The sequence below is a fragment of the Rubripirellula reticaptiva genome (assembly GCF_007860175.1).
Taxonomy (GTDB): domain Bacteria; phylum Planctomycetota; class Planctomycetia; order Pirellulales; family Pirellulaceae; genus Rubripirellula; species Rubripirellula reticaptiva.
The window spans coordinates 140,328-159,317 of the sequence record NZ_SJPX01000001.1 but is presented as its reverse complement, the minus strand read 5'-3'; the positions used below and the strand labels follow the sequence as shown (position 1 = coordinate 159,317).

Sequence of the window (18,990 nt, the reverse complement as noted above, 5' to 3'; positions counted from 1 at the left end):
CGAGGGGAGATGGACAGTTTCCGCGAGTTTAGACGTCCGTGCAAAACTTGAGAACCATATCAAAGCTTGATCTGTAACCGGCCGTGCAGTCCGTCCCACCCCACAATCGTGCCCCGGCCCCGCCAAAGACCCCGCCCGGATTGCTCAAATTCGTCGCCCAAATGGTGCGGAACGTACAAAACCAGCGGCAAAGAAGGTTCAGAATAGCGGGCCCAAACGGCGAATCCATCCTTGTAAACGTGCGGATCGTCGTCTCCGGCGTACAGCAGACGTCGCTCGACCTCGGCCTCGATATCGAAGCTCATCCCGGTAACCGCTTCGGCCAGCATCTCGACTTGTTGCCGGTCGTCACGAACTGCCATCAAGTGACGAGCCGTTTCAGCAAACGTGATTTCGCCCTCGTTGGCTGCGGATGCAGTCGCTGCGGTTTGCGTCGGCCCCGGCGTTTCAGTTTTGACTGTGCTGGGCGATGTAACGGAGTCTCGGTTGCGTTTTTCCGATGGCATTACGGTGATCGGCAATTCCTTGGTCCAGTCCGGCCAGCGAGGAATGTCGATTCGCAGATTCGTACTCCAGATCAATTCGTTGTGGTTTAGCGAAACAGTCACTGCGGCATCGGCAGGCAAAGTGATTTCGATTGGAAACCGGTTCGCTTGTCCGCCCGTCAACGTGGTTGTCTCGGTCAACGTTTTGGGGTCTTCATAGAAGACATGGACGTGAGTCTTTTGGTTGCTGCCACTGCCGCTGATGCATTGTTCGCGACCGCGCAATTCGGCTGTGATGCCGTTGATGGAAACGTTTTTGCGAGGTCGAACGACGATCTCGCCTGTCACGGTTTCACCTGGGCGGCACGTCGATGACGCCAGTTCGCATTCCACTTCGCCAAGTACCCATTTTGGCATGACATGCTTGACGATCCAGAGCACCAGCAATCCGATGGGCACCAGCAAGAAGATCAAGCCGAAGACGCCGAAGTTTCTCGCCACCGCCGAGCCGATCACCACAAAGATTACCCCGATGAAAAGACCGATGATCTGCATCAGTTTGCCATTCACCACAAGCGTTTTTTTCGCTGCTGTTGCGCCCAAATCGTTTGTCGGTCGCATCACAAAGCTGGCCGATGCTTTGGGGTCAAATGCCCAAGGAACCTTCACGCGTGCCTCGACCGAGTGATCGATGTTCAGGTGGAAACCGTGGTAGGTCGGCGGCCAGTTGGCGACCGGCAACTCAAATCGATATTCGTTGTTTTCGCCTGCCTGCCATTGTCCTTCGAATAACGTGATCGATCCCGCTTGGCCGGTGGCAACATTGCCTCGGCCGTGCGTCTTCCAGACTGATTTCACTTCTAGCGATTTGCAGTTAACGTCGGCATTAGTGCGTGCTCGCACGACGCCGGTGATCTTGCTGCCGCCATCGATGATCGCGTTCGGGTGGTCTAGTTCAATCGACAAATCGCACTTCGACATCGCTCATCACTTGGGTTTGGATTTGTTGGTAAAGGAAACCTTCGATACCGCGTAGATCGCTACCAAATCGGCGGTGCAACACTTCGGCGTCTTCTGCTGAAATCAGCTTCGCCAATCCGTCGTCACTCATCGAGGCTTCGATGCGAGTGTTCAGAACGCGACGGATATGCGTCGCATTGTTATGGTCGCCGATCCGCTCGGTGTGAACCTGGTAGCCGTGTCGGTTAAGCGGCCCAGTCAGATCCTTGTGAGTCGCGATGACTAGCGAAACACCGCTGCTGAAAATGCAGTGGCGGATCTTTCGCGGCAATCGCTGCGCCTCGTCAATCATCACCGGGTTGCCGGTGGGAATTGCCGGGATCGTCCCATTCTCGGGAAGATAAACATAAGCCGACTCGGCATGTCGATCAGCGATCGCCAACATCCGTGTCGTCTTTCCACGTCCGCAGTCGCCGATGAATTGAACTGCACTGTGCGGTCGACCGATCAGCGAATCCCATTGGTCGCCATCGACGATCGCCAAACGCGTCCGCTCTTCCCGTGTCAGTTCGCCAAAGGGGTTGCGAACCAGGTGGTGCCGTTCCCACCGATGAGGATCAATCGACGGTGGCCAGGTCGGGTGTTCGGATTTCGTCATCAGTTTCCTAAACTGCAGCCGATGTGGCCGTAGTGCGAGCGTCGCTTTGGCGTCACACTATGATGAGCGACCGACATTCGACCTTGCAACCTATTCGATATGACAAATCTGTGAACCAAACTCCCCAATCACCGTCCGCCCTGCGATGGATCAAGCTTTGCGCGCCTGTCGTGCTAGTTTTGATTGGGGTTTCGCTGGTGGCAAACGGATTTGATTCGGCAAGGCTGGAAGGGATGGTTACGGATTTGGGCCGTGCCGCGCCGATCGTGTTCGTCGTGATGGCAGTTGTGTTGATGTCGGTGATGGTCCCGAAAACCGTGATGTCGGTTGCCGCCGGAGCGATGTTTGGCACCGTGATGGGCAGCGGGCTGATGCTCCTTATCGCCGTGGTGGCCGCCTCGATCAATTTTTTCATAGGGCGATGGTGGCTGGCCGATACGATTGATCGGCGGATCAAAGCGGAATCACAAACTGGCGAGATTCTGCAACTGGCTCGATCGATGGCAGGTGAAGCCGGGTTTGGTTTCCATTTTCTGCTGCGACTGACCCCCGTGCCCACGATGGTGATCAGTTACCTGATGGGTGCCTGTGGTGGTCGGTACTGGCCGTTCCTGGCAGCGGCTGCGGCTGGCGTCATCCCGCAAACGTTGTGGGTTCACAGTGGCAGTGCTGTGACGATGGTCGGCGATTCGCAAAGTGACCAGTTACGATGGTTTAGTATCGCACTGTCGGTCATTGGCGCGATCGCAGTCAGCGTCATCGTGCCACGCCGCGCAGTTCAGCGACTTAAACAAACACGCCAAGATCAACTAGGAATTATCGATTGAACGAAAGTGAATTCCGGGCCGATGTTGCTGCGATCAGGAAGACGCGTCCAGCCGTTTATGAATCCGCGATAGATTGGTGGGTTGGATTGTTGCTGGTGATGGCTCCGTTGATTTCCGGCGTGCTGGGCGTTTATGCCTGGTGGATGGGCCAGCCCGGTGATGCGGCGGTTCTGTTTGTGGCTGGTGCATTTGTAACCGCGATCACTGCTGCTTTTACTGTTCCTTGCCGCTACACGATTTTGGACGACGCCGTTTCGATCCGCTGTGGACTGATCTGCTATCAAGTTCCGCTTTCGGACATCGTGTCGGTTGAGCGAACCGCGTCACTCAAAAGCGGACCCTCGCTATCACTCAAACGAGTCGCCATCAAAACGTCAAAGAAAACCATCATCGTTTCGCCCAAAGACCAAGACGCCTTTATCGCCGACCTGAGCTAAAAACGTAGCACAGGCCGCCACCTAGCTTTCTTTGCGAAACACGTATTCGTTGCATCCCCAGCCGCTGCCGACGGTTTTCAGGTTCTGTAGCGTAAAGCCGCGGCGGGCCAAGGGCACGATGGCGTCCTCGGGTTTTGCCACTTCGAACGGCATGCCGCCGATCCAGTCGACCCAGTCGTGCCATGCCGACATGCCACGGTCTTTCTTCTTTGCACGCCAATCTGAAAACGGCAGCGGGTTTCGAAACTGAGCCAGTCTTGCTAACGCAAATTTCATTTCATACAGCCCGGCGATGATCATGACCCACAATGGGCGGATCCGCTTGGGAAGCCGGTGATACATTGTTTTGATCTGCAACCATCGGCGACTGGGACCGCCTTGGTCGTTGTACAACGCGATGAAGAACAGTCCGCCATCGTCGACTCGCTGTGACGCCAACTCGATCGCACGATTCATTGCGCCGGTGTGGTGCAGCACACCCCAACTGTAAACGACATCGAACGGGCCAAGCTCGGACATGGTCGCTTCGTCCAAGACCGATCCCTGCGACACCGTCCACTCGCCGTCGCCAAAGAATCGTCGTTTTAACTCGTCTGTGCAGGCTACTGAATCGGTGTCGTAGTCAAGCGAGACAACTGCCGCTCCCATTTGGTAGGCCGCCAATGAAAACAAGCCGCTGCCGCAGCCGATGTCTAAGAACCGACAGCCCTCCAGCGAATCGACGTCTAGCATTTCACCGAGCGAGCGGACGGCTTCGTCGATGCGTTCTTGATCAAGCGTCTGCAAAAACGCTTGCCAGTTTTCGCCAAACGCGAACCGAGTTTCTTCGTCAGTCGGGTGAGCGATGGTCGGATGAGCGATAGTCATAAGGCGATAGATAAAAGGCGTTCAGTGCTTGCCAATTCGAAACTCGCGTTTGCCCATCATAGTCTGTGTTGCATACATCAGTTGCCGTCGCGAAACGAGGTTGCGTATAACAGAGTCGCCCCCCTGCCCTGCCCTCGCCTCTTTTTCGAGAATCACCTTATGGCCTCAGCGACTCCCCGACGACGTTTTCTAAAGACTGCCGCCCTCGCGACCGTTTGTGCGCCAGCGATTTTCACAGCCAAACGTTCAGCCGCCCAAGATGTGATCGGCGATGGCGATTTCAAGTACAGGTGCGAACACTTGTTTCCTCAGTTGCCCGATCGCTACACCTGGCAAATCACGCACAATGTCGCTGTCGATCCCGACAATAATCTGTACGTAATCCACGAAGGTGATGCCACCAAGACGGATCACCCATCAATCTTCGTATTTGATTCAGCCGGTAAGTTCATCCGAGCCTTCGGACAGCAGTTCCAAGGTGGCGGGCACGGATTGGAAGTCCGGGTGGAGGACGGAACACCGTTTCTGTATGTGACCGGATATCAACAAGTCAAATCGATCGCCAAGTTGACTCTGCAAGGCGAAACGATTTGGCAGCACTATGCGCCGATGAAGTCGGGTGTCTACGCAGCAGGCGAAGCCAGCAGTCCAGAAAAAATCTGGGGCCGCGATCGATTCATGCCCACCAACTTTGCTTTTTTGCCAGACAACGGGTTCTTGTTGGCCGATGGTTATGGTTCGTTCTACATCCACCGCTACGATTCCGATGGCAACTGGGTGTCGTGTTTCGGCGGTGAAGGCGATGGTCAGGGAACGTTCAAAACGCCGCACGGAATTTGGATCGATAATCGCAAAGGTGGCGACTCTGAAATTGTCGTTGCCGACCGCGCGAACAACACTCTGCAGTGCTTCACGATGGACGGTGGCTACAAGAAAACGGTTTCCGGTTTCGGCTTACCTGCCAACATGGATACCAACGACAAGTTGATGGTGGTGCCAGAGTTGGTGGCTCGTGTGTCGTTGCTCGATCGTGATCACAACACGGTTGCGACCATTGGTGACGACCGAGAAAGAGTCTTAGCCGACAAAAAAGAGAACAACGGGTTTGTGATCCGCACCGACGAAAGCAAGTGGCAGCAAGGCAAGTTCGTTCACCCCCACGATGCTTGTTTTGACAAGGAAGACAACCTGTACGTCGCCGAATGGGTCGCCACGGGACGAGTCACCAAGCTGACCAGAGTCTAAAGGAAATCGGTTTGGGCCTTGCTCGTCGACCTTAGCTGAACGGCGACAGTCGCCCACGCATCAGGATCAACAATCCGGCAAAGGTAAGTCCGATACCAGACATCAATTGCCATGTCACGGGTTCGGCAAACAGCACGACACCTGCCATCGCCGCCATCGCGACTTGCGAGGCGTTGATCAGATTGACGGCGACGACTGGCAGTGCTTTCAATGCGTATGACAATGCGACAAACGCCAGGAAATTGAATAGCCCACCGGCACCCATCACTACCCACTGGTTCGATTCAAGCATCGCAATCGGTTCCGTTCCATGCTGGATCAGTGTGAACGACCACAACGCGACCGTTCCCACGGCGCCGCTTAAGAACATTGTCAGCGGTGCGGATACGCCGTCGTTCATCGTTTTTCGCATCACGACACCGAATAGTGCGTAGGCTGCGCCCGAGGCTGCTGCGCTAAGTCCGCCCACCCACATCGGAAGTTCCGATGAAGCTTGTTGCACTTTCGGTGTTGATGATGGAAGCGACAAAACGATCGCGGCGATGATCAACGTCACCATGGAAACAACCGTAGCCGTGCGAACGGGTTCGCCCAAAACGATCCGTCCCAGCATCGCACCGCCGATCAGCAGCACGCCCAGCGTGATCGGCACCGCAGCGGCCAAGCCGATAACACCCAACGCAATTTGAAAAGCTGCGTTGCCGACAAACTGGCCCATCAGCGCCACTAGCATGAACTGCGGAATCATGCGGCGGTTCGTGGCGATCGGGTGTCCTTGAATGAACATCCACGCAATCACCGGACCTAGGAACAGCACCGTTGGTCCTGCTTTGACAGCGGACACCAAGAACGGATCAATGCTTACGCTTTGCCGCAGGGCGATGTTAGAAACCGTGTACAAGACCGCCGCAGCCATTCCGCATGCCGCGCCCCACCACAACTTGATTGGCGGTGGGTGGGACAATGGCGGCGTTTTCGGCCGGGTTGGCTCGAGCGTCTTCGGGCTCTGATAAGGCGAGGGATCGGGAATGCTCACTCGGTCAGCGCTTCGATCCAGGTTGACTCGTTAATGTTTTCGCCTGCCGGAGCCGAAACGATCACCGTGATATTGTCTTCGCCACCGGCATCATTGGCCAATTTGATCAAACTCTGGCAAGCTTGGCTGGGATCCTGGCTTTCGTTGACGATATTTGCCAATTGGTTGGGTTTGACGTACCGGTGCAGACCATCGCTGCAAAGGACGATTTTGTCGCCGGCTTCCAAATCGACCCGCCTTACTTCCGCGATCAGACCTCCGTCCGAGCGACCACCCAGCACATTCCAAAGCACGTTGCTCCAGCGACTGGACGCTTCGTCTTCTGGTTTCAGTCCGCCTGCTTCGACCAATTGATGTGCCAGAGTGTGGTCGGTTGTCAGCACGTCGGCTTGGCCGTCGCGGATCAAGTAACAACGGCTATCACCGGCATGGACGACATAGAGACGAGGCCAAATCAGATAGGCCATCGTCAAAGTCGTGCCCATGCCGCGCTGGTCCACGTGCTGGGCCGATTCTGACAAGATGTGAGCGTGGGCCTCTTTTAGCAACTCTTGCAGGTTGGTGACGAATTCGCTTTCGCGTTCTTCTTCGCCGTGAAAATGCCAATGAATGCTGCTAAGCAATCGCTGGACCAAGTGCTCGATCGCTAGCCGGCTGGCCTGATCGCCCGCTGCGTGGCCGCCCATTCCATCGGCCACCAGCATCACTTCGCCTTGCGCGATACCGTAAAGCCGCTGATCAAAAGACATGCTTGTCGCAGAAACTCGCATCGATTTATTCAGCTGGGCAATCAGGAACTGGTCCTGATTCGTCTTTCGAACACGGCCCTGGTCGGTCATCCCGCAGGCGTTGACCACGTCGTCGCCTGCCAAAGAATGGTCGCTCTCGCGATAAAAATCGTTGTCCAAAACACTTCTTTCGCGTCGGTTGGGTGCCCGCAGAATGAATTTGCCGCCGACCGATTCTCGCCCCATCCAGGCCGTGGGGCAAGCGTCTTGAATGTTGGCGATTCTCACAGCTTGATAAATATCGGCCATTGGCATGATCAAAATGATCGATTGTTGGCCCCGGATCATGGCGACGGAAAGTGCGGCTTCATGCCGCGATTCACGCTCATTTACTTTTGAAGCATTGTTGACCGCACCCCCCGCGACTATTAATAGAGACGTAGAATCTCAACTGCCTTTGCCCACCTCAATTTCATGGTCCAGCCTCGTTCGGCGTTTCTCCTCGGAGAGCGGCTTCTTGTCGTCCAAGCGGCGCAGTCGCTCCTCACGCGTGGTGTCCGAGTCGCCGGTCTCGCATCGTCCAACCCACAAGTGCTGCGATGGGCATCTGATCAGGCAATTCCCTGTGTTGATATGGGGACCAGTGTCGATGTCGGAACCAGTGCTGACACCGGAAATGCTAACGACGGGCTCATCGCTGCCGTGCAAGCGGCCGGACCAATCGACTATGTGATCAGCGTCACGTATTTGCAGATGATTCCCGCCGCGGTGATTGCTGCGGCTGATCGAATTGCGATCAACTTTCACGATTCAATGTTGCCGCGTTATGCCGGGCTAAACGTCACCAGTTGGGCGGTCGCCGCGAGCGAAACATCACACGGAATCACTTGGCACCAACTGACGGACAAGCCGGATACGGGGGACGTGTTGTTGCAGGTTCCTGTCACGATTGCTGGTGACGAAACCGCGCTGACGCTCAACACCAAGTGCTTCGAAGCCGCGACCGAATCGATGGACGCGATGATTGATCGATTGCTTGACGACGACTTCGTGCCATCGCCCCAAGATCTTTCGGCGAGAACTTATTTTGGCAGACATCGACGACCTTCGGTCGCAGGCTGGATCGATCACCGAAATTCGGCCGACGTTTGTGCTGCTCGGGTGCGTTCACTTGACTTCGGCAAGCAATTTGAAAATCCACTTGCGACCGCAAAAATTCGCATCAACGATTCTTGGTTTGTTGTCGGCCGATGCGAACTCGCGGCCACCAAGTCAGCCGAAGAGGCTGGCACGATCGTCCGCGTCGCGGACCAAGTGGTTTGGGTTGCGACCTCGACCCACGACATCGGACTGAGCAATCTGGCCGATCTCGCGGGGGCACCGCTGTCACGCGAATTTTGGGACCGTACGTTTCGAGTCGGCACAAAGCTGGACCAGATTCCAGAATCCCTAGCCACCGAAATCGACGCAGCCTATCAATCCGCCGCTAAACAAGAATCGACTTGGATATCGCGACTAAGAAACGTTCGGCCGCTGATGATCGGTGATGCGAATAGCGCCAGACTTCAAACGGTTGCTGCCTATAAAACGGTTTCGGTCGAGTTGCCGGAACACGCCACCGCGGAAAGTGTCATTGCCATTTTTGCGATGTGCTTGGGGAAGATTACCGGTCAAACCGATTTTGATCTCAGCCTCGTTACGTCGCAGTATCATGCAAACGCTGTCGTAAATTCGTTGTTTGCTTCTCTGGTTCCTCTGTCAATTTCCCTCGACCGTTCGAAGTCGGTTAATGACAACACGGCGTTGATTCGTGATCGAATCGTCAAGGCATCCCAGCACGGGCGATACCTTCGCGATCTTGGACTGCGTTTTCCATCGCTTTCGCAAGCTACCGCCAATCCATCGATCACGACACGGATCGTTGATCAGATGGGTGAACGGATGCCAAACGGATCAAAGATAGATTTGCAAGTCAGTCGTGATGGTTCACGAGCGGTGATCGGGTTCGATGCGAGTCGATTGGATGATTCGAGCGTCGGATGGTTGAATCAGGCGGGCGACTTCATTCGGCGTGCTCTCGATAAGCCGGCGACGAATCTTGGTCGTTTGTCATTGTCGTCAGCGAAAAGTCTCGCTGTGATTGAACATCGCAACCAAACACATCGCGACTACGATCGCCAAGCAACGATCGATGGTGAATTCTCTGCTCAAGTCGCTAAGACACCCGGTGCCGTAGCGCTCGTGTGCGGTGACTTGCAATGGACGTACGCCGGACTAGAAAATCGAGTCAAGCAGATTGCCGCTGCCCTTCAAACTCGTGAAGTGTGCCATGGTGATCGAGTTGGAATCGCCACCTCAAGAAGTCTTGACATGGTCGCTGCTCTGTTGGCGGTGATGAAAGTCGGCGCGACGTACGTTCCGCTTGATTTGGAATTTCCGGCTTCGCGAATCGAGTTCATGATTTCCGACGCTGATCTGCGGTGTATTGTGGTGGACTCGGCGAGCGTCACTCGTTTACCTGCATCGGATACACCCTTGTTTGATGTTGATTCGGTCAGTGCCGATGGAAACGTCGCGGATCTTTCTGTTGGTGCTGCGTCGGATCTTGCCTATGTCATTTACACATCGGGTTCGACGGGACTGCCCAAGGGCGTCATGGTCTCGCATCGTAACGTGATGAATTTTTTTGCGGGCATGGACGACGTGATTCCAGATGCGACGTCGGAATCTAGTTCTTCAAAAACTTGGTTGGCTGTCACCAGCTTGTCGTTCGATATTTCAGTGTTGGAGTTGTTGTGGACCGTTTGCCGCGGGTTCAAAGTGATTTTGCACGACACGCCTTCGCGAATCGCGTCCGCTGATCGGCACCGTGCGCTTTCCAGCCAAGTGAAGTTCGGTCTGTTTTACTTTTCGAGCAGCGCCAGTCTGAATCACGCCGAGTCGCCCAGCGACTCGTATCGGTTGCTGCTTGAAGGCGCTAAGTTTGCGGATGTGAACGGCTTTTCATCCGTCTGGACTCCTGAGCGTCACTTCCACGATTTTGGTGGGCTGTATCCGAATCCCGCGGTGACCGGCGCTGCCGTTGCTGCAATCACGACGAAGGTCGCGATCCGGTCTGGCAGTGTGGTGCTGCCGCTTCATCATCCGGCACGAGTGGCCGAAGAATGGTCGATGGTAGACCGTTTGTCGGGCGGCCGCGTTGGCGTTTCGTTTGCCTCGGGTTGGCAGCCTAATGACTTTGTCTTGGCGCCGGCAAACTATGCCAATGCAAAGAAGGTGATGTTCGAGAACCTTGAAACGGTTCGCAAACTGTGGCGAGGCGAAACGGTCGAAATGATCGGGCCGGATGATGCGCCCGTTTCCGTTCAAACCTATCCGCGGCCGATCCAAAAAGAGCTACCGGTTTGGATCACAACGGCTGGCAATGAGGACACGTTTCGGCAAGCCGGCAAAAGCGGCTGCAACGTGTTGACGCACTTGCTTGGGCAAACCACTGACGAACTGGCGATCAAGATCAAGGCTTATCGCGAGTCCCGCGCAGCGGCCGGACACGTTGGTCCCGGCGAAGTCTCCGTCATGGTGCACACGTTTGTGGGTGACGATACGGACAAGGTCAAACAGATCGTTCGCGGTCCGATGATCGAATACTTGCGAACCTCGGCAAGTTTGGTCCGTGGGTTTTCCCACACCTGGGCGGCGTTCAAAAAACGCAGCGACGGTACCACCGCAGGCGCGTTGGATTTGGATTCTTTGTCGGACGACGACATGGATGACCTGCTGGCGTTTTCGTTTGAACGGTACTTTGAAACGAGTGGCCTGTTTGGTACGCCCGAGAAGTGTCAGACACTGGTTCGCAAACTTCAGGAAGCCGGCACGACGGAAATCGCGTGTTTGATCGATTTTGGTGTCAGTGCCGATGAATCGCTGGCCGCACTGCATCCGTTGAACGACTTGAAAGACTTGGTCAACGAGCAAGCGTCCGAGGTCGCAACTGCGACGATCCAGCAGTTGGTCGACTTGCACGACGTCACTCACTTCCAGTGCACCCCATCGATGGCGCAGATGTTGATTGAGGACGATGCATCGGCAACCGCGATTCGCTCGATTCCGAATGTCTTGCTGGGCGGCGAGGCCCTGCCCGCTCAATTGGCGACTCGTTTGACGAGTGATTCGCCGGTTGCTTTGATCAATGTTTACGGACCCACCGAAACCACTGTTTGGTCCACGTCCACAAAGATTGGACCGGGCGAGATTCAGTCCGTGTCGATCGGTCGGCCGATCGCCAATACGTTCATCTATCTGCTTGATGAGCAAGGAAATCACGTGCCGGACGGTGCGGCCGGCAACCTTTGGATCGGTGGCGATGGAGTGGTTCCGGGATACTGGAATCGCGATGAACTGACTCGAGAAAAGTTCCAGGCGGATCCCTTCGTCAGCGACCCAGACGCGCGGATGTATCACACCGGTGACTTTGCGAAATGGACGGCCTCGGGCGATTTGGAATTCCTTGGCCGTTCGGATCATCAAGTTAAAATTCGTGGCCACCGGATCGAACTTGGAGATATTGAAAACGCGATCGACGCGGTTTCGTCCATTCGTCAGTCGGTTGTGATTCCCAAGCAATCGAGTTCTTCCGAGCAAACGTTAGTGGCGTTCGTGGTGGTTCATAACGGTGTCGAAGGTTCGCCTGACTTCATCCGGTCGCTGCGATTGGAGCTTCGCCAATCGTTGCCGGCTCACATGTTGCCGGTGCACTTTGTCGTCGTTGATGCGTTCCCATTAACACCTAACGGCAAAGTGGACCGAAAGGTGCTCAGCACGTTGCCGGTTGGCGATTCTGCAAAGCAAAGCGAGTTATCACGGGCGCCAGTGGTCACTGCTCGCGCGTCTTCGCCCGACGCATCGGAAACTCAAAAGCAGATCACCTCGCTTTGGAAAGAAGTTTTGCAGCTTGACACGATCGAATTGAACGACAACTTCTTTGACTTGGGTGGTCATTCACTCTTAGCGGTTCGAATGCACCGACAGCTTCGCGATCAGTTGGGTGTCACGGTGGCGATCACGGATCTGTTCCGTTACCCGACCGTTCAGACGCTGGCGGCGCACATAGATTCGCTACGGACAAACGCGAGTGAAGCCGAAACGGACAGTGTGACGCCGATTGCATCCCAGTCATCGGCATCACAAACACCGGCGACCCAGTCGGTCGGCCAGTCCAGAGCTATGCGTCGCCGCGAAATGATGCAGCGGCGTGGCGGGATTAGCCAGCATCCGCAGGGAGCAAACTGATGCTCGAAAGGGGCCACGAGGCAACATCGGACGCAGTTTCCGATCCCATTCCCGAAGGTGCGATCGCAGTGGTCGGCATGGGATTACGTTTCGCCGGCGCTGTGACGCCGGCACAGTTCTGGGACAATCTTCGCCAGGGCGTGCGATCGATTCGTGATTATTCGGTCGATGAGTTGATGGCCGCCGGTGTTGATGCTGATCAGCTCGACGATTCGAGCTATGTCCGGTCAGGGGCGCCGATCACAGGCTTCGATTTGTTTGATGCTGAGTTCTTTGGGTTCAGTCCCAAAGAGGCGGCGATCATGGACCCACAGCATCGCAAGTTCTTGGAATGTTGTTGGGAAGCACTCGAGGACAGCACGCATCCGCCCGCTAAGTTCGATGGCCCGATTGGCGTTTTTGGCGGTTGTGGGATGAACAGCTATTTCATCTTCAACCTGCTTCGCAATCCTGCGGTGCGTGACTCGGTCGGCATGTTCTTGCTGCGTCATACTGGCAACGACAAGGACTTTCTAACGACACGAGTCTCGTATTGTTTCGATTTGAAAGGCCCCAGCGTCAGCGTGCAAACCGCTTGTTCTACCTCGCTTGTGGCAATCCACTCAGCCGCGCAAAGTTTGCTGGCCGGTGAATGTGATATGGCGATCGCTGGTGGCACGACCATCGAATTGCCACATGGGCAAGGATACGAATTCACGCCCGGCGAGATTCTGTCGCCCGATGGACATTGCCGCGCTTTCGACGATCGATCCGAAGGAACCGTGTTCGGCAGTGGGAGTGGTGCGGTGGTGCTGCGCCGGTTGGAGGATGCGATTGCTGACGGTGACCGAATCTACAGCGTGATTCGTGGATCGGCGGTCAACAACGATGGTGCATCCAAGGCAGGCTATTTAGCGCCCAGCATCGATCAGCAAGCCGCGGTTGCTGCCGAAGCGATGGCGATTGCCAATGTCACGGCCGACACGATCGGCTTCGTCGCTGCCCACGGGACTGGGACGCCGATCGGTGATCCGATCGAAGTTGCGGCGCTGACTCAGGCGTTCCGCGAAACGTCTGGAAAAACCCAAACTTGTGTTCTCGGTTCGATCAAGCCGAATATCGGGCACACAGATACGGCCGCCGGCGTTGCCAGTTTCATCGCAGCATCGCTTGCAATTCATCACGGTGAAATTCCGCCCAGTGTCGATTTTCGAGAGCCAAATTCGGCCATCGATTTCGATTCAAGTCCCTTCGTCGTTTCCAGTGTCGCAAGAAATTGGGATCCGAGCCAAGCCGTTCGCCGCGCGATGGTTCATTCGCTGGGCGTGGGCGGAACGAACGCAAACGTCATTCTGGAGTCACCGCCTAGGCGAGTGGTGCTGGGACGTAAAAGTGTGACGCCGCAAATTTTGACAATCTCTGCGAAGTCGGCTGAATCGCTTGATGAACAAGTGATTCGATTAGCCGATTTCATCGAAGAGTCGGCTGATCTATCGCTTTCCGATGTCGCCTACACGTTGCGAGTCGGTCGCGATGACTTTGCCTATCGTCGCGTTGTGGTCGCTCGCGATCGTGCCGAAGCCGCTGCGCGATTGCGCGGTGACGAACTCGGTTATCAATCGACGGTCAAGTCAAACCCCAAGTCATCGTCGGCGACGTTTCTGTTCCCCGGTGGCGGTGCACAGTATCTGGGAATGGGCAAAGGGCTGTACGATCACGAACCAGTTTTTCGTAGTGTTATCGATCTGGGTTGTGAAACGCTGAAGCCGTTGATTGGCTGTGATCTTCGTGAGCTTGTATTTGCCGATTCGGACGCAAGTCAACAGTTTGAACGCCCCAGCATCCAGTTGCCGGCGATTTTTCTGTGGGAAGTCGCGATCGCAAAACTGTGGATCGCGTCCGGGGTGCAGCCCACAGCGATGCTCGGTCATAGCATGGGCGAAAATACGGCCGCCTACATGGCTGGCGTGATGTCATTCGACGATGCGTTGCAGTTAATCGTACTTCGCGGACAGTTGCTTGAAAAGGTTCCGCCTAGCGGGATGATGACGGTCGATAGGGCGTCAGAGCAAGTTGCCGATCATCTTTGCGGCGAAGTTGATATTGCGGTAATCAACGGACCCTCAATGTGTGTTGTTTCTGGCGCCGACGAAGCAATGGCTCGTTTTGCGGTGCGGATGAAAGCGATTGGCGTCGAAACCAAACGGATTCCGATTCGCATCGCTGCCCATTCACGATTGCTCGATGATGTGCTCCCCGAATTCCGATCGTTCTTGCAAAGCATCTCCCTGCATGCTCCGGCGATTCCGTTTGTATCGAATCGCACTGGCACTTGGATCACCGATGACGAAGCGACTTCGCCCGAATACTGGTGCGAGCAATTGCGTCGAACGGTTCGGTTCTCTTCCTGCATTGAAACGTTAGCCCAGAACGAGTCTCGCGTCCTGTTGGAAGCCGGTCCTGGGAAGGTGCTGTCGGCAATCGTCAAGCAGCATCCGGCTGTTCACGCCAGTCGGACGGTGCTTTCGTCGCTGCGACATCCCGATCAAAACGTCGCCGACGAAGACTACTTCTTAGCGACACTCGGGAGCCTCTGGGCAGCCGGTTTCCCGGTCGACTTGACGAACCGAATGGCGGAGCAGTTGCCCAGTCGAATTATGTTGCCGACGTACGCGTTCGAACAAGATCGATATTGGGTGGATGCGACCGAAGACCCGGACGCAGCCAAAGTCGTGAAAAAGCCTTCGCTGACTCGCCGTGATAATCTGCAGCATTGGTTCTCGGTTCCGTCTTGGGAATCCTTCAATGCACAAGCAGACTCATTGAATGTCGATTCGGCATCCAAATGGCTTGTGTTTGTTGATGACGCCGGCGTTGGTGACGCTGCGGTCGAGATACTGCGGGCGGCTTCGGCACAGGTCACCACGGTTCATGTCGCAGATGTTTTCCAGCGGACTACGGCGTCACGCTACGGCATCGTTCCTGAATTGGGCGCGAGTGAGTACCGCAGTCTGATTGATTCGTTGGCCGACGATGATCGCTTGCCCGATCACGTTTTGTTCATGTGGCCCGTCACTGCTGATCAGAGTTTTCGTCCGGGATCAACGTTCCTGATGCGGACGTTCGAAGAAGGCCTGTATGGGCTTACTTACTTGATCGCGGCGCTGGCGGATCGATTGGGTGATGTGTCGTGCCGAATCACGTTGACGACTTGTGGTGCACAGTCAGTCCATGGCGAAACGGTTGCCCATCCCGAAAAGGCAACGGCACTCGGACCCATCGAAGTTGCCGCACGCGAATACCCAAATTTGAAAACGTTGGCGATCGATGTTGATCTTGGCGGTCACGTGCGCGTTGATCTCGCTGAAGCATCCAAGGCTGTGATTGCGCAGACGTTGTTGCCTCATGATTCAGGATCGCAAGTGTTGGCGATCCGCAACGGAAATACGTATCGCCGGATCTTGATGGATTCGTCGGCTGGGGATGATCGGGGCACCGAAAATTTGATTCGGCAACGTGGCACGTATTTGATTACCGGTGGGCTGGGTGGCATCGGCTTGCAGATGGCTGCGATGCTGGCTCGCAAGAACGCTAATTTGGTTCTAATTAGTCGCCGCGGATTGGATGAATCCGACGGCAAACGCACTCGCCAAGTCGAAACGCTGCGGAACGCGGGGGCTTGCGTCATGGTCTGCGCCGCTGACGTTGCCGATCAGTGGCAAATGGATTCAACCGTCGAACAAGCGATCAAGCAATTTGGAAAGATCGATGGTGTTCTGCATGCGGCTGGTGAAATAGACGACCAACTGATCGCTACTTTGTCGAGTGATTCGATCGAGCGAGTATTGTCGGCGAAGGTTCACGGGACGCGAGTTCTGCAATCAATCTTTCGAGAATCGAATCTTGATTTCTTCCTCGTGTGTGCATCAACGAGTACATTTTTGACGCCCGCCGGGCAAACGGCTTATGTCGCGGCGAACCATTTCCTTAACGCGTTTACTCATTCGAATCCGTTTCCCGAATCCAATACGCATGTCATCGCGATCAATTGGGGTGTGTGGAAGTCGGTTGGCATGGGAGCTGGCGTCCACCGAAAGCTAATCGGCGCAACCGACGGAGATTTCGTTCGTCGTGAACCGTCTGCCGATTCCTTGTTCGAACACATTTCAGTCGATGAATCCAACGGTGTCGTTCGCTATCACACCACTCGGCAGGCAATCGGCGATTGGGAACTGAATGAACACCGAACGCCTAACGGTGACGCGGTCATTCCTGGCACTGCCTACATCCAATGGATGGTCGCGGCTGCGAGTGAGTCGCTAGGTCACTGCTCATTCCGTCTTTGCAACGTCGCGTTCGTTGCGCCATGCATCGTGGCTGACCAAGAACTCGCGGAACTGCGAGTTTGTTGGTTGCCATCAACGGATTCGCGATCGCAGCTTGGTTCGATCGAAGTTCAAAGTCGTCTTCGCGATGACCAAGTTTGGCTGACTCATTCAATCGCGGAAGTCGAAGCAGTTGCCGATTCTAGGACCGTAACCCTCGACTCGCTGGTTGGTCCACCGAGCGAGACGATACCTCGTTCGATCGCAAACACGACACGCCAGTGCGAATTGCTAAACTTTGGGCCTCGCTGGAATTCGTATCGAACAATCCAGTATTTTGGCGATTGCGCGACTGCCGAACTCGAATTGCCAGCGGAATTTGCCAGTGATTTAAACGACCACGCATTGCATCCGGCGCTGCTGGACATGGCGACGGGATTTGGTTTACCGCTGGTTTCCGATTACAACCAATCGTCGTCGTTGTATGTGCCGGTTGGCTATGGATCCGTTCGTGTTTTGCGACCGATGCCGGCGGTGGTTCGGTCGACGATTCGACTTGCCAGCAATCGAACCGGCGTGGGCAGCGACATCGCCTTTGACATCACGATTCAAGATGAGCAGGGGCACGTGGTCGCCGAGATCCAGCGGCTGCAGATGCGAGCGGTTGATGCGAGCCGTTTTGGTTCGCCGGTCGTACGCCAGCGTCAAACAACCAACAAACCGGTTCTCTCGGACAGCCAAAAACTGTTTGCAGAAGTCTATCGATTAGGCATCTCACCCCAGGAAGGTAGTCAAGCGATCGAGCGTATTGTCGAGAATGCAAGCGACGGGTGCGTTTACGTATCGCCAGTGGACTTGTCCGATCTTCGTTCGCGTTTTGACGAATTGGATCAACCCAAGCAAGATTCTGGATTCAAGTTCGCACGTCCGCGATCGGCCGAAGCTTTGAAATTACCGACCACGCCGACTGAAAAATGGCTGGCCCAGTTGTGGCAAGACTTGCTGGGGATCGAAGACATTGGCGTCAACGATAGTTTTCTAGATTTGGGCGGTCATTCGTTGTTGGCGGTGCGGTTCTTTAGCCGGCTGCGAACGCAGCGAGGTGTCGACTTGCCGTTGTCCACGCTGTTCGATTCGCCCACGATCGGCAAGCTGGCGGTTCTGATCGATGGCGATCAGGATTCATCTGATGCAAAATCAGATGCGGCAATTGCGACAACTCCGGCGTATCGTTTTGTTGTTCCGTTGCACGTTCCGGCGGCAACAGAGAAACCGCCATTGTTTATCGTCGGCGGCATGTTTGGAAATGTGCTGAATCTTCGCTACTTGGCGAAAAGACTCGGTGACGATCAACCGGTCTACGGAATCCAAGCCAAGGGTTTGATTGGCGATGATGCGCCTCATCGCACATTTGCTGACATGGCGCGTGATTACTTGCATGAAGTGCGTCTGATCCAACCCGAGGGACCGTACTTCATCGGGGGGTTCTCAGGCGGCGGTGTTTCAGCTTACGAGATGGCTCAGCAATTGACGGCCGCTGGCCAAGAAGTTGCGTTCGTGGCGCTGCTCGATACGCCAGCCGTTCATCACATGAAATTGACTTGGATCGACAAAGCTAAGATTCACTTTGATCAAATTCGCGGGCGCCGATTCGGTTACTTCGCTCAGTTGCTTCGTGATCGTAAAGATTGGAGCGATCGTCAATCCGAAACCGACCGACGACGCAGCCGTCATGCATCCGCTGAAGCCACCCACGACGGTGTTGAGTTTCGATCTTCGGTGATTGGTGACGCGTTCATGGACGCCCACGCGTGTTACCAAACGTTGCCTTATGACGGTGTCGTGCATCTGTTTCGTCCGCCGCTTGCGATCGCGCATGACTTGCCAGGTTCACGACGAATTAACAGCGATCGTCAATTCATGGATGAAATGAATCACTGGCAACCGTGGGTCCGCGGTGGCATCAAATTGTTCGAGGTCGCTGGTGACCACGACTCGATGGTCCTTGAACCGCACGTGCGAACGCTCGCATCAATGATGAAACGCCAACTCGAACTTGCCCAATCAGCTGCGAAAAACGTGTTGGCTCCTGCGTCGAATTTTGACTTAGCTCACTCTTCCCACTCTCATCAACCCGAGTTGGTTTAGGGGCCA

At 55.3% G+C, this 18,990-nt stretch carries 10 protein-coding genes and 2 pseudogenes; 7 read left to right on the top strand and 5 right to left on the bottom strand.

Annotation, left to right across the window (positions count from 1 at the left end; genetic code table 11):
- Positions 1–59: 59 nt before the first annotated feature.
- Positions 60–1,466 carry a sporulation protein gene (locus tag Poly59_RS00535; protein WP_146532142.1) on the bottom strand — a complete coding sequence of 469 codons (1,407 nt, stop codon included), beginning with the start codon at positions 1,464–1,466 and terminating at the stop codon, positions 60–62.
- Positions 1,441–2,103 (bottom strand): hypothetical protein, encoded by a 663-nt coding sequence (locus Poly59_RS00530; protein ID WP_146532141.1) that lies wholly within the window; start codon positions 2,101–2,103, stop codon positions 1,441–1,443. The genes Poly59_RS00535 and Poly59_RS00530 overlap by 26 nt, the downstream gene beginning before the upstream one ends.
- A 110-nt stretch (positions 2,104–2,213) precedes the next feature.
- On the opposite strand from Poly59_RS00530, the gene Poly59_RS00525 reads away from it, so the two are divergent.
- Both Poly59_RS00525 and Poly59_RS00520 read left to right on the top strand, forming a co-directional pair.
- Positions 2,214–2,930: a TVP38/TMEM64 family protein gene (locus tag Poly59_RS00525; RefSeq protein ID WP_186775947.1), complete on the top strand. Its 717-nt coding sequence runs from the start codon at positions 2,214–2,216 to the stop codon at positions 2,928–2,930.
- On the top strand, positions 2,927–3,367 hold the full coding sequence (locus Poly59_RS00520; RefSeq protein WP_146532139.1) for a PH domain-containing protein: 441 nt from the start codon (positions 2,927–2,929) through the stop codon (positions 3,365–3,367). The genes Poly59_RS00525 and Poly59_RS00520 overlap by 4 nt, the downstream gene beginning before the upstream one ends.
- Positions 3,368–3,388: 21 nt before the next feature.
- Here the strand turns inward: Poly59_RS00520 and Poly59_RS00515 are convergent, their stop codons facing one another.
- Positions 3,389–4,234 (bottom strand): class I SAM-dependent methyltransferase, encoded by an 846-nt coding sequence (locus Poly59_RS00515; RefSeq protein WP_146532138.1) that lies wholly within the window; start codon positions 4,232–4,234, stop codon positions 3,389–3,391.
- A 159-nt stretch (positions 4,235–4,393) separates the two neighbouring features.
- On the opposite strand from Poly59_RS00515, the gene Poly59_RS00510 reads away from it, so the two are divergent.
- Positions 4,394–5,479: an NHL repeat-containing protein gene (locus Poly59_RS00510; RefSeq protein WP_146532137.1), complete on the top strand. Its 1,086-nt coding sequence runs from the start codon at positions 4,394–4,396 to the stop codon at positions 5,477–5,479.
- A gap of 31 nt (positions 5,480–5,510) precedes the next feature.
- Here the strand turns inward: Poly59_RS00510 and Poly59_RS00505 are convergent, their stop codons facing one another.
- Complete coding sequence (locus Poly59_RS00505) at positions 5,511–6,515, bottom strand: DMT family transporter (RefSeq protein WP_146532136.1); 1,005 nt, start codon at positions 6,513–6,515, stop codon at positions 5,511–5,513.
- Positions 6,512–7,558: a PP2C family protein-serine/threonine phosphatase gene (locus Poly59_RS00500; protein WP_246151277.1), complete on the bottom strand. Its 1,047-nt coding sequence runs from the start codon at positions 7,556–7,558 to the stop codon at positions 6,512–6,514. Before Poly59_RS00500 ends, Poly59_RS00505 begins: the two co-directional genes overlap by 4 nt.
- A 159-nt stretch (positions 7,559–7,717) precedes the next feature.
- Between Poly59_RS00500 and Poly59_RS30785 the strand changes: the two are divergent.
- The 4 genes and pseudogenes from Poly59_RS30785 to Poly59_RS00490 form a co-directional block, all read left to right on the top strand.
- Positions 7,718–8,239: pseudogene (locus Poly59_RS30785) on the top strand (formyltransferase family protein); the annotation flags it as partial.
- Positions 8,240–8,254: 15 nt separating this feature from the next.
- A pseudogene (locus Poly59_RS30780) lies at positions 8,255–10,042 on the top strand (AMP-binding protein); the annotation flags it as partial.
- Positions 10,025–12,532 (top strand): MupA/Atu3671 family FMN-dependent luciferase-like monooxygenase, encoded by a 2,508-nt coding sequence (locus tag Poly59_RS30775; protein ID WP_456238987.1) that lies wholly within the window; start codon positions 10,025–10,027, stop codon positions 12,530–12,532. The pseudogene Poly59_RS30780 and the gene Poly59_RS30775, both read left to right, overlap by 18 nt.
- The gene (locus tag Poly59_RS00490; protein WP_146532134.1) at positions 12,532–18,984 is read left to right on the top strand and encodes a type I polyketide synthase; all 6,453 of its coding nucleotides are present in this window, start codon (positions 12,532–12,534) and stop codon (positions 18,982–18,984) included. The genes Poly59_RS30775 and Poly59_RS00490 overlap by 1 nt, the downstream gene beginning before the upstream one ends.
- The last annotated feature ends 6 nt before the right edge of the window (positions 18,985–18,990 follow it).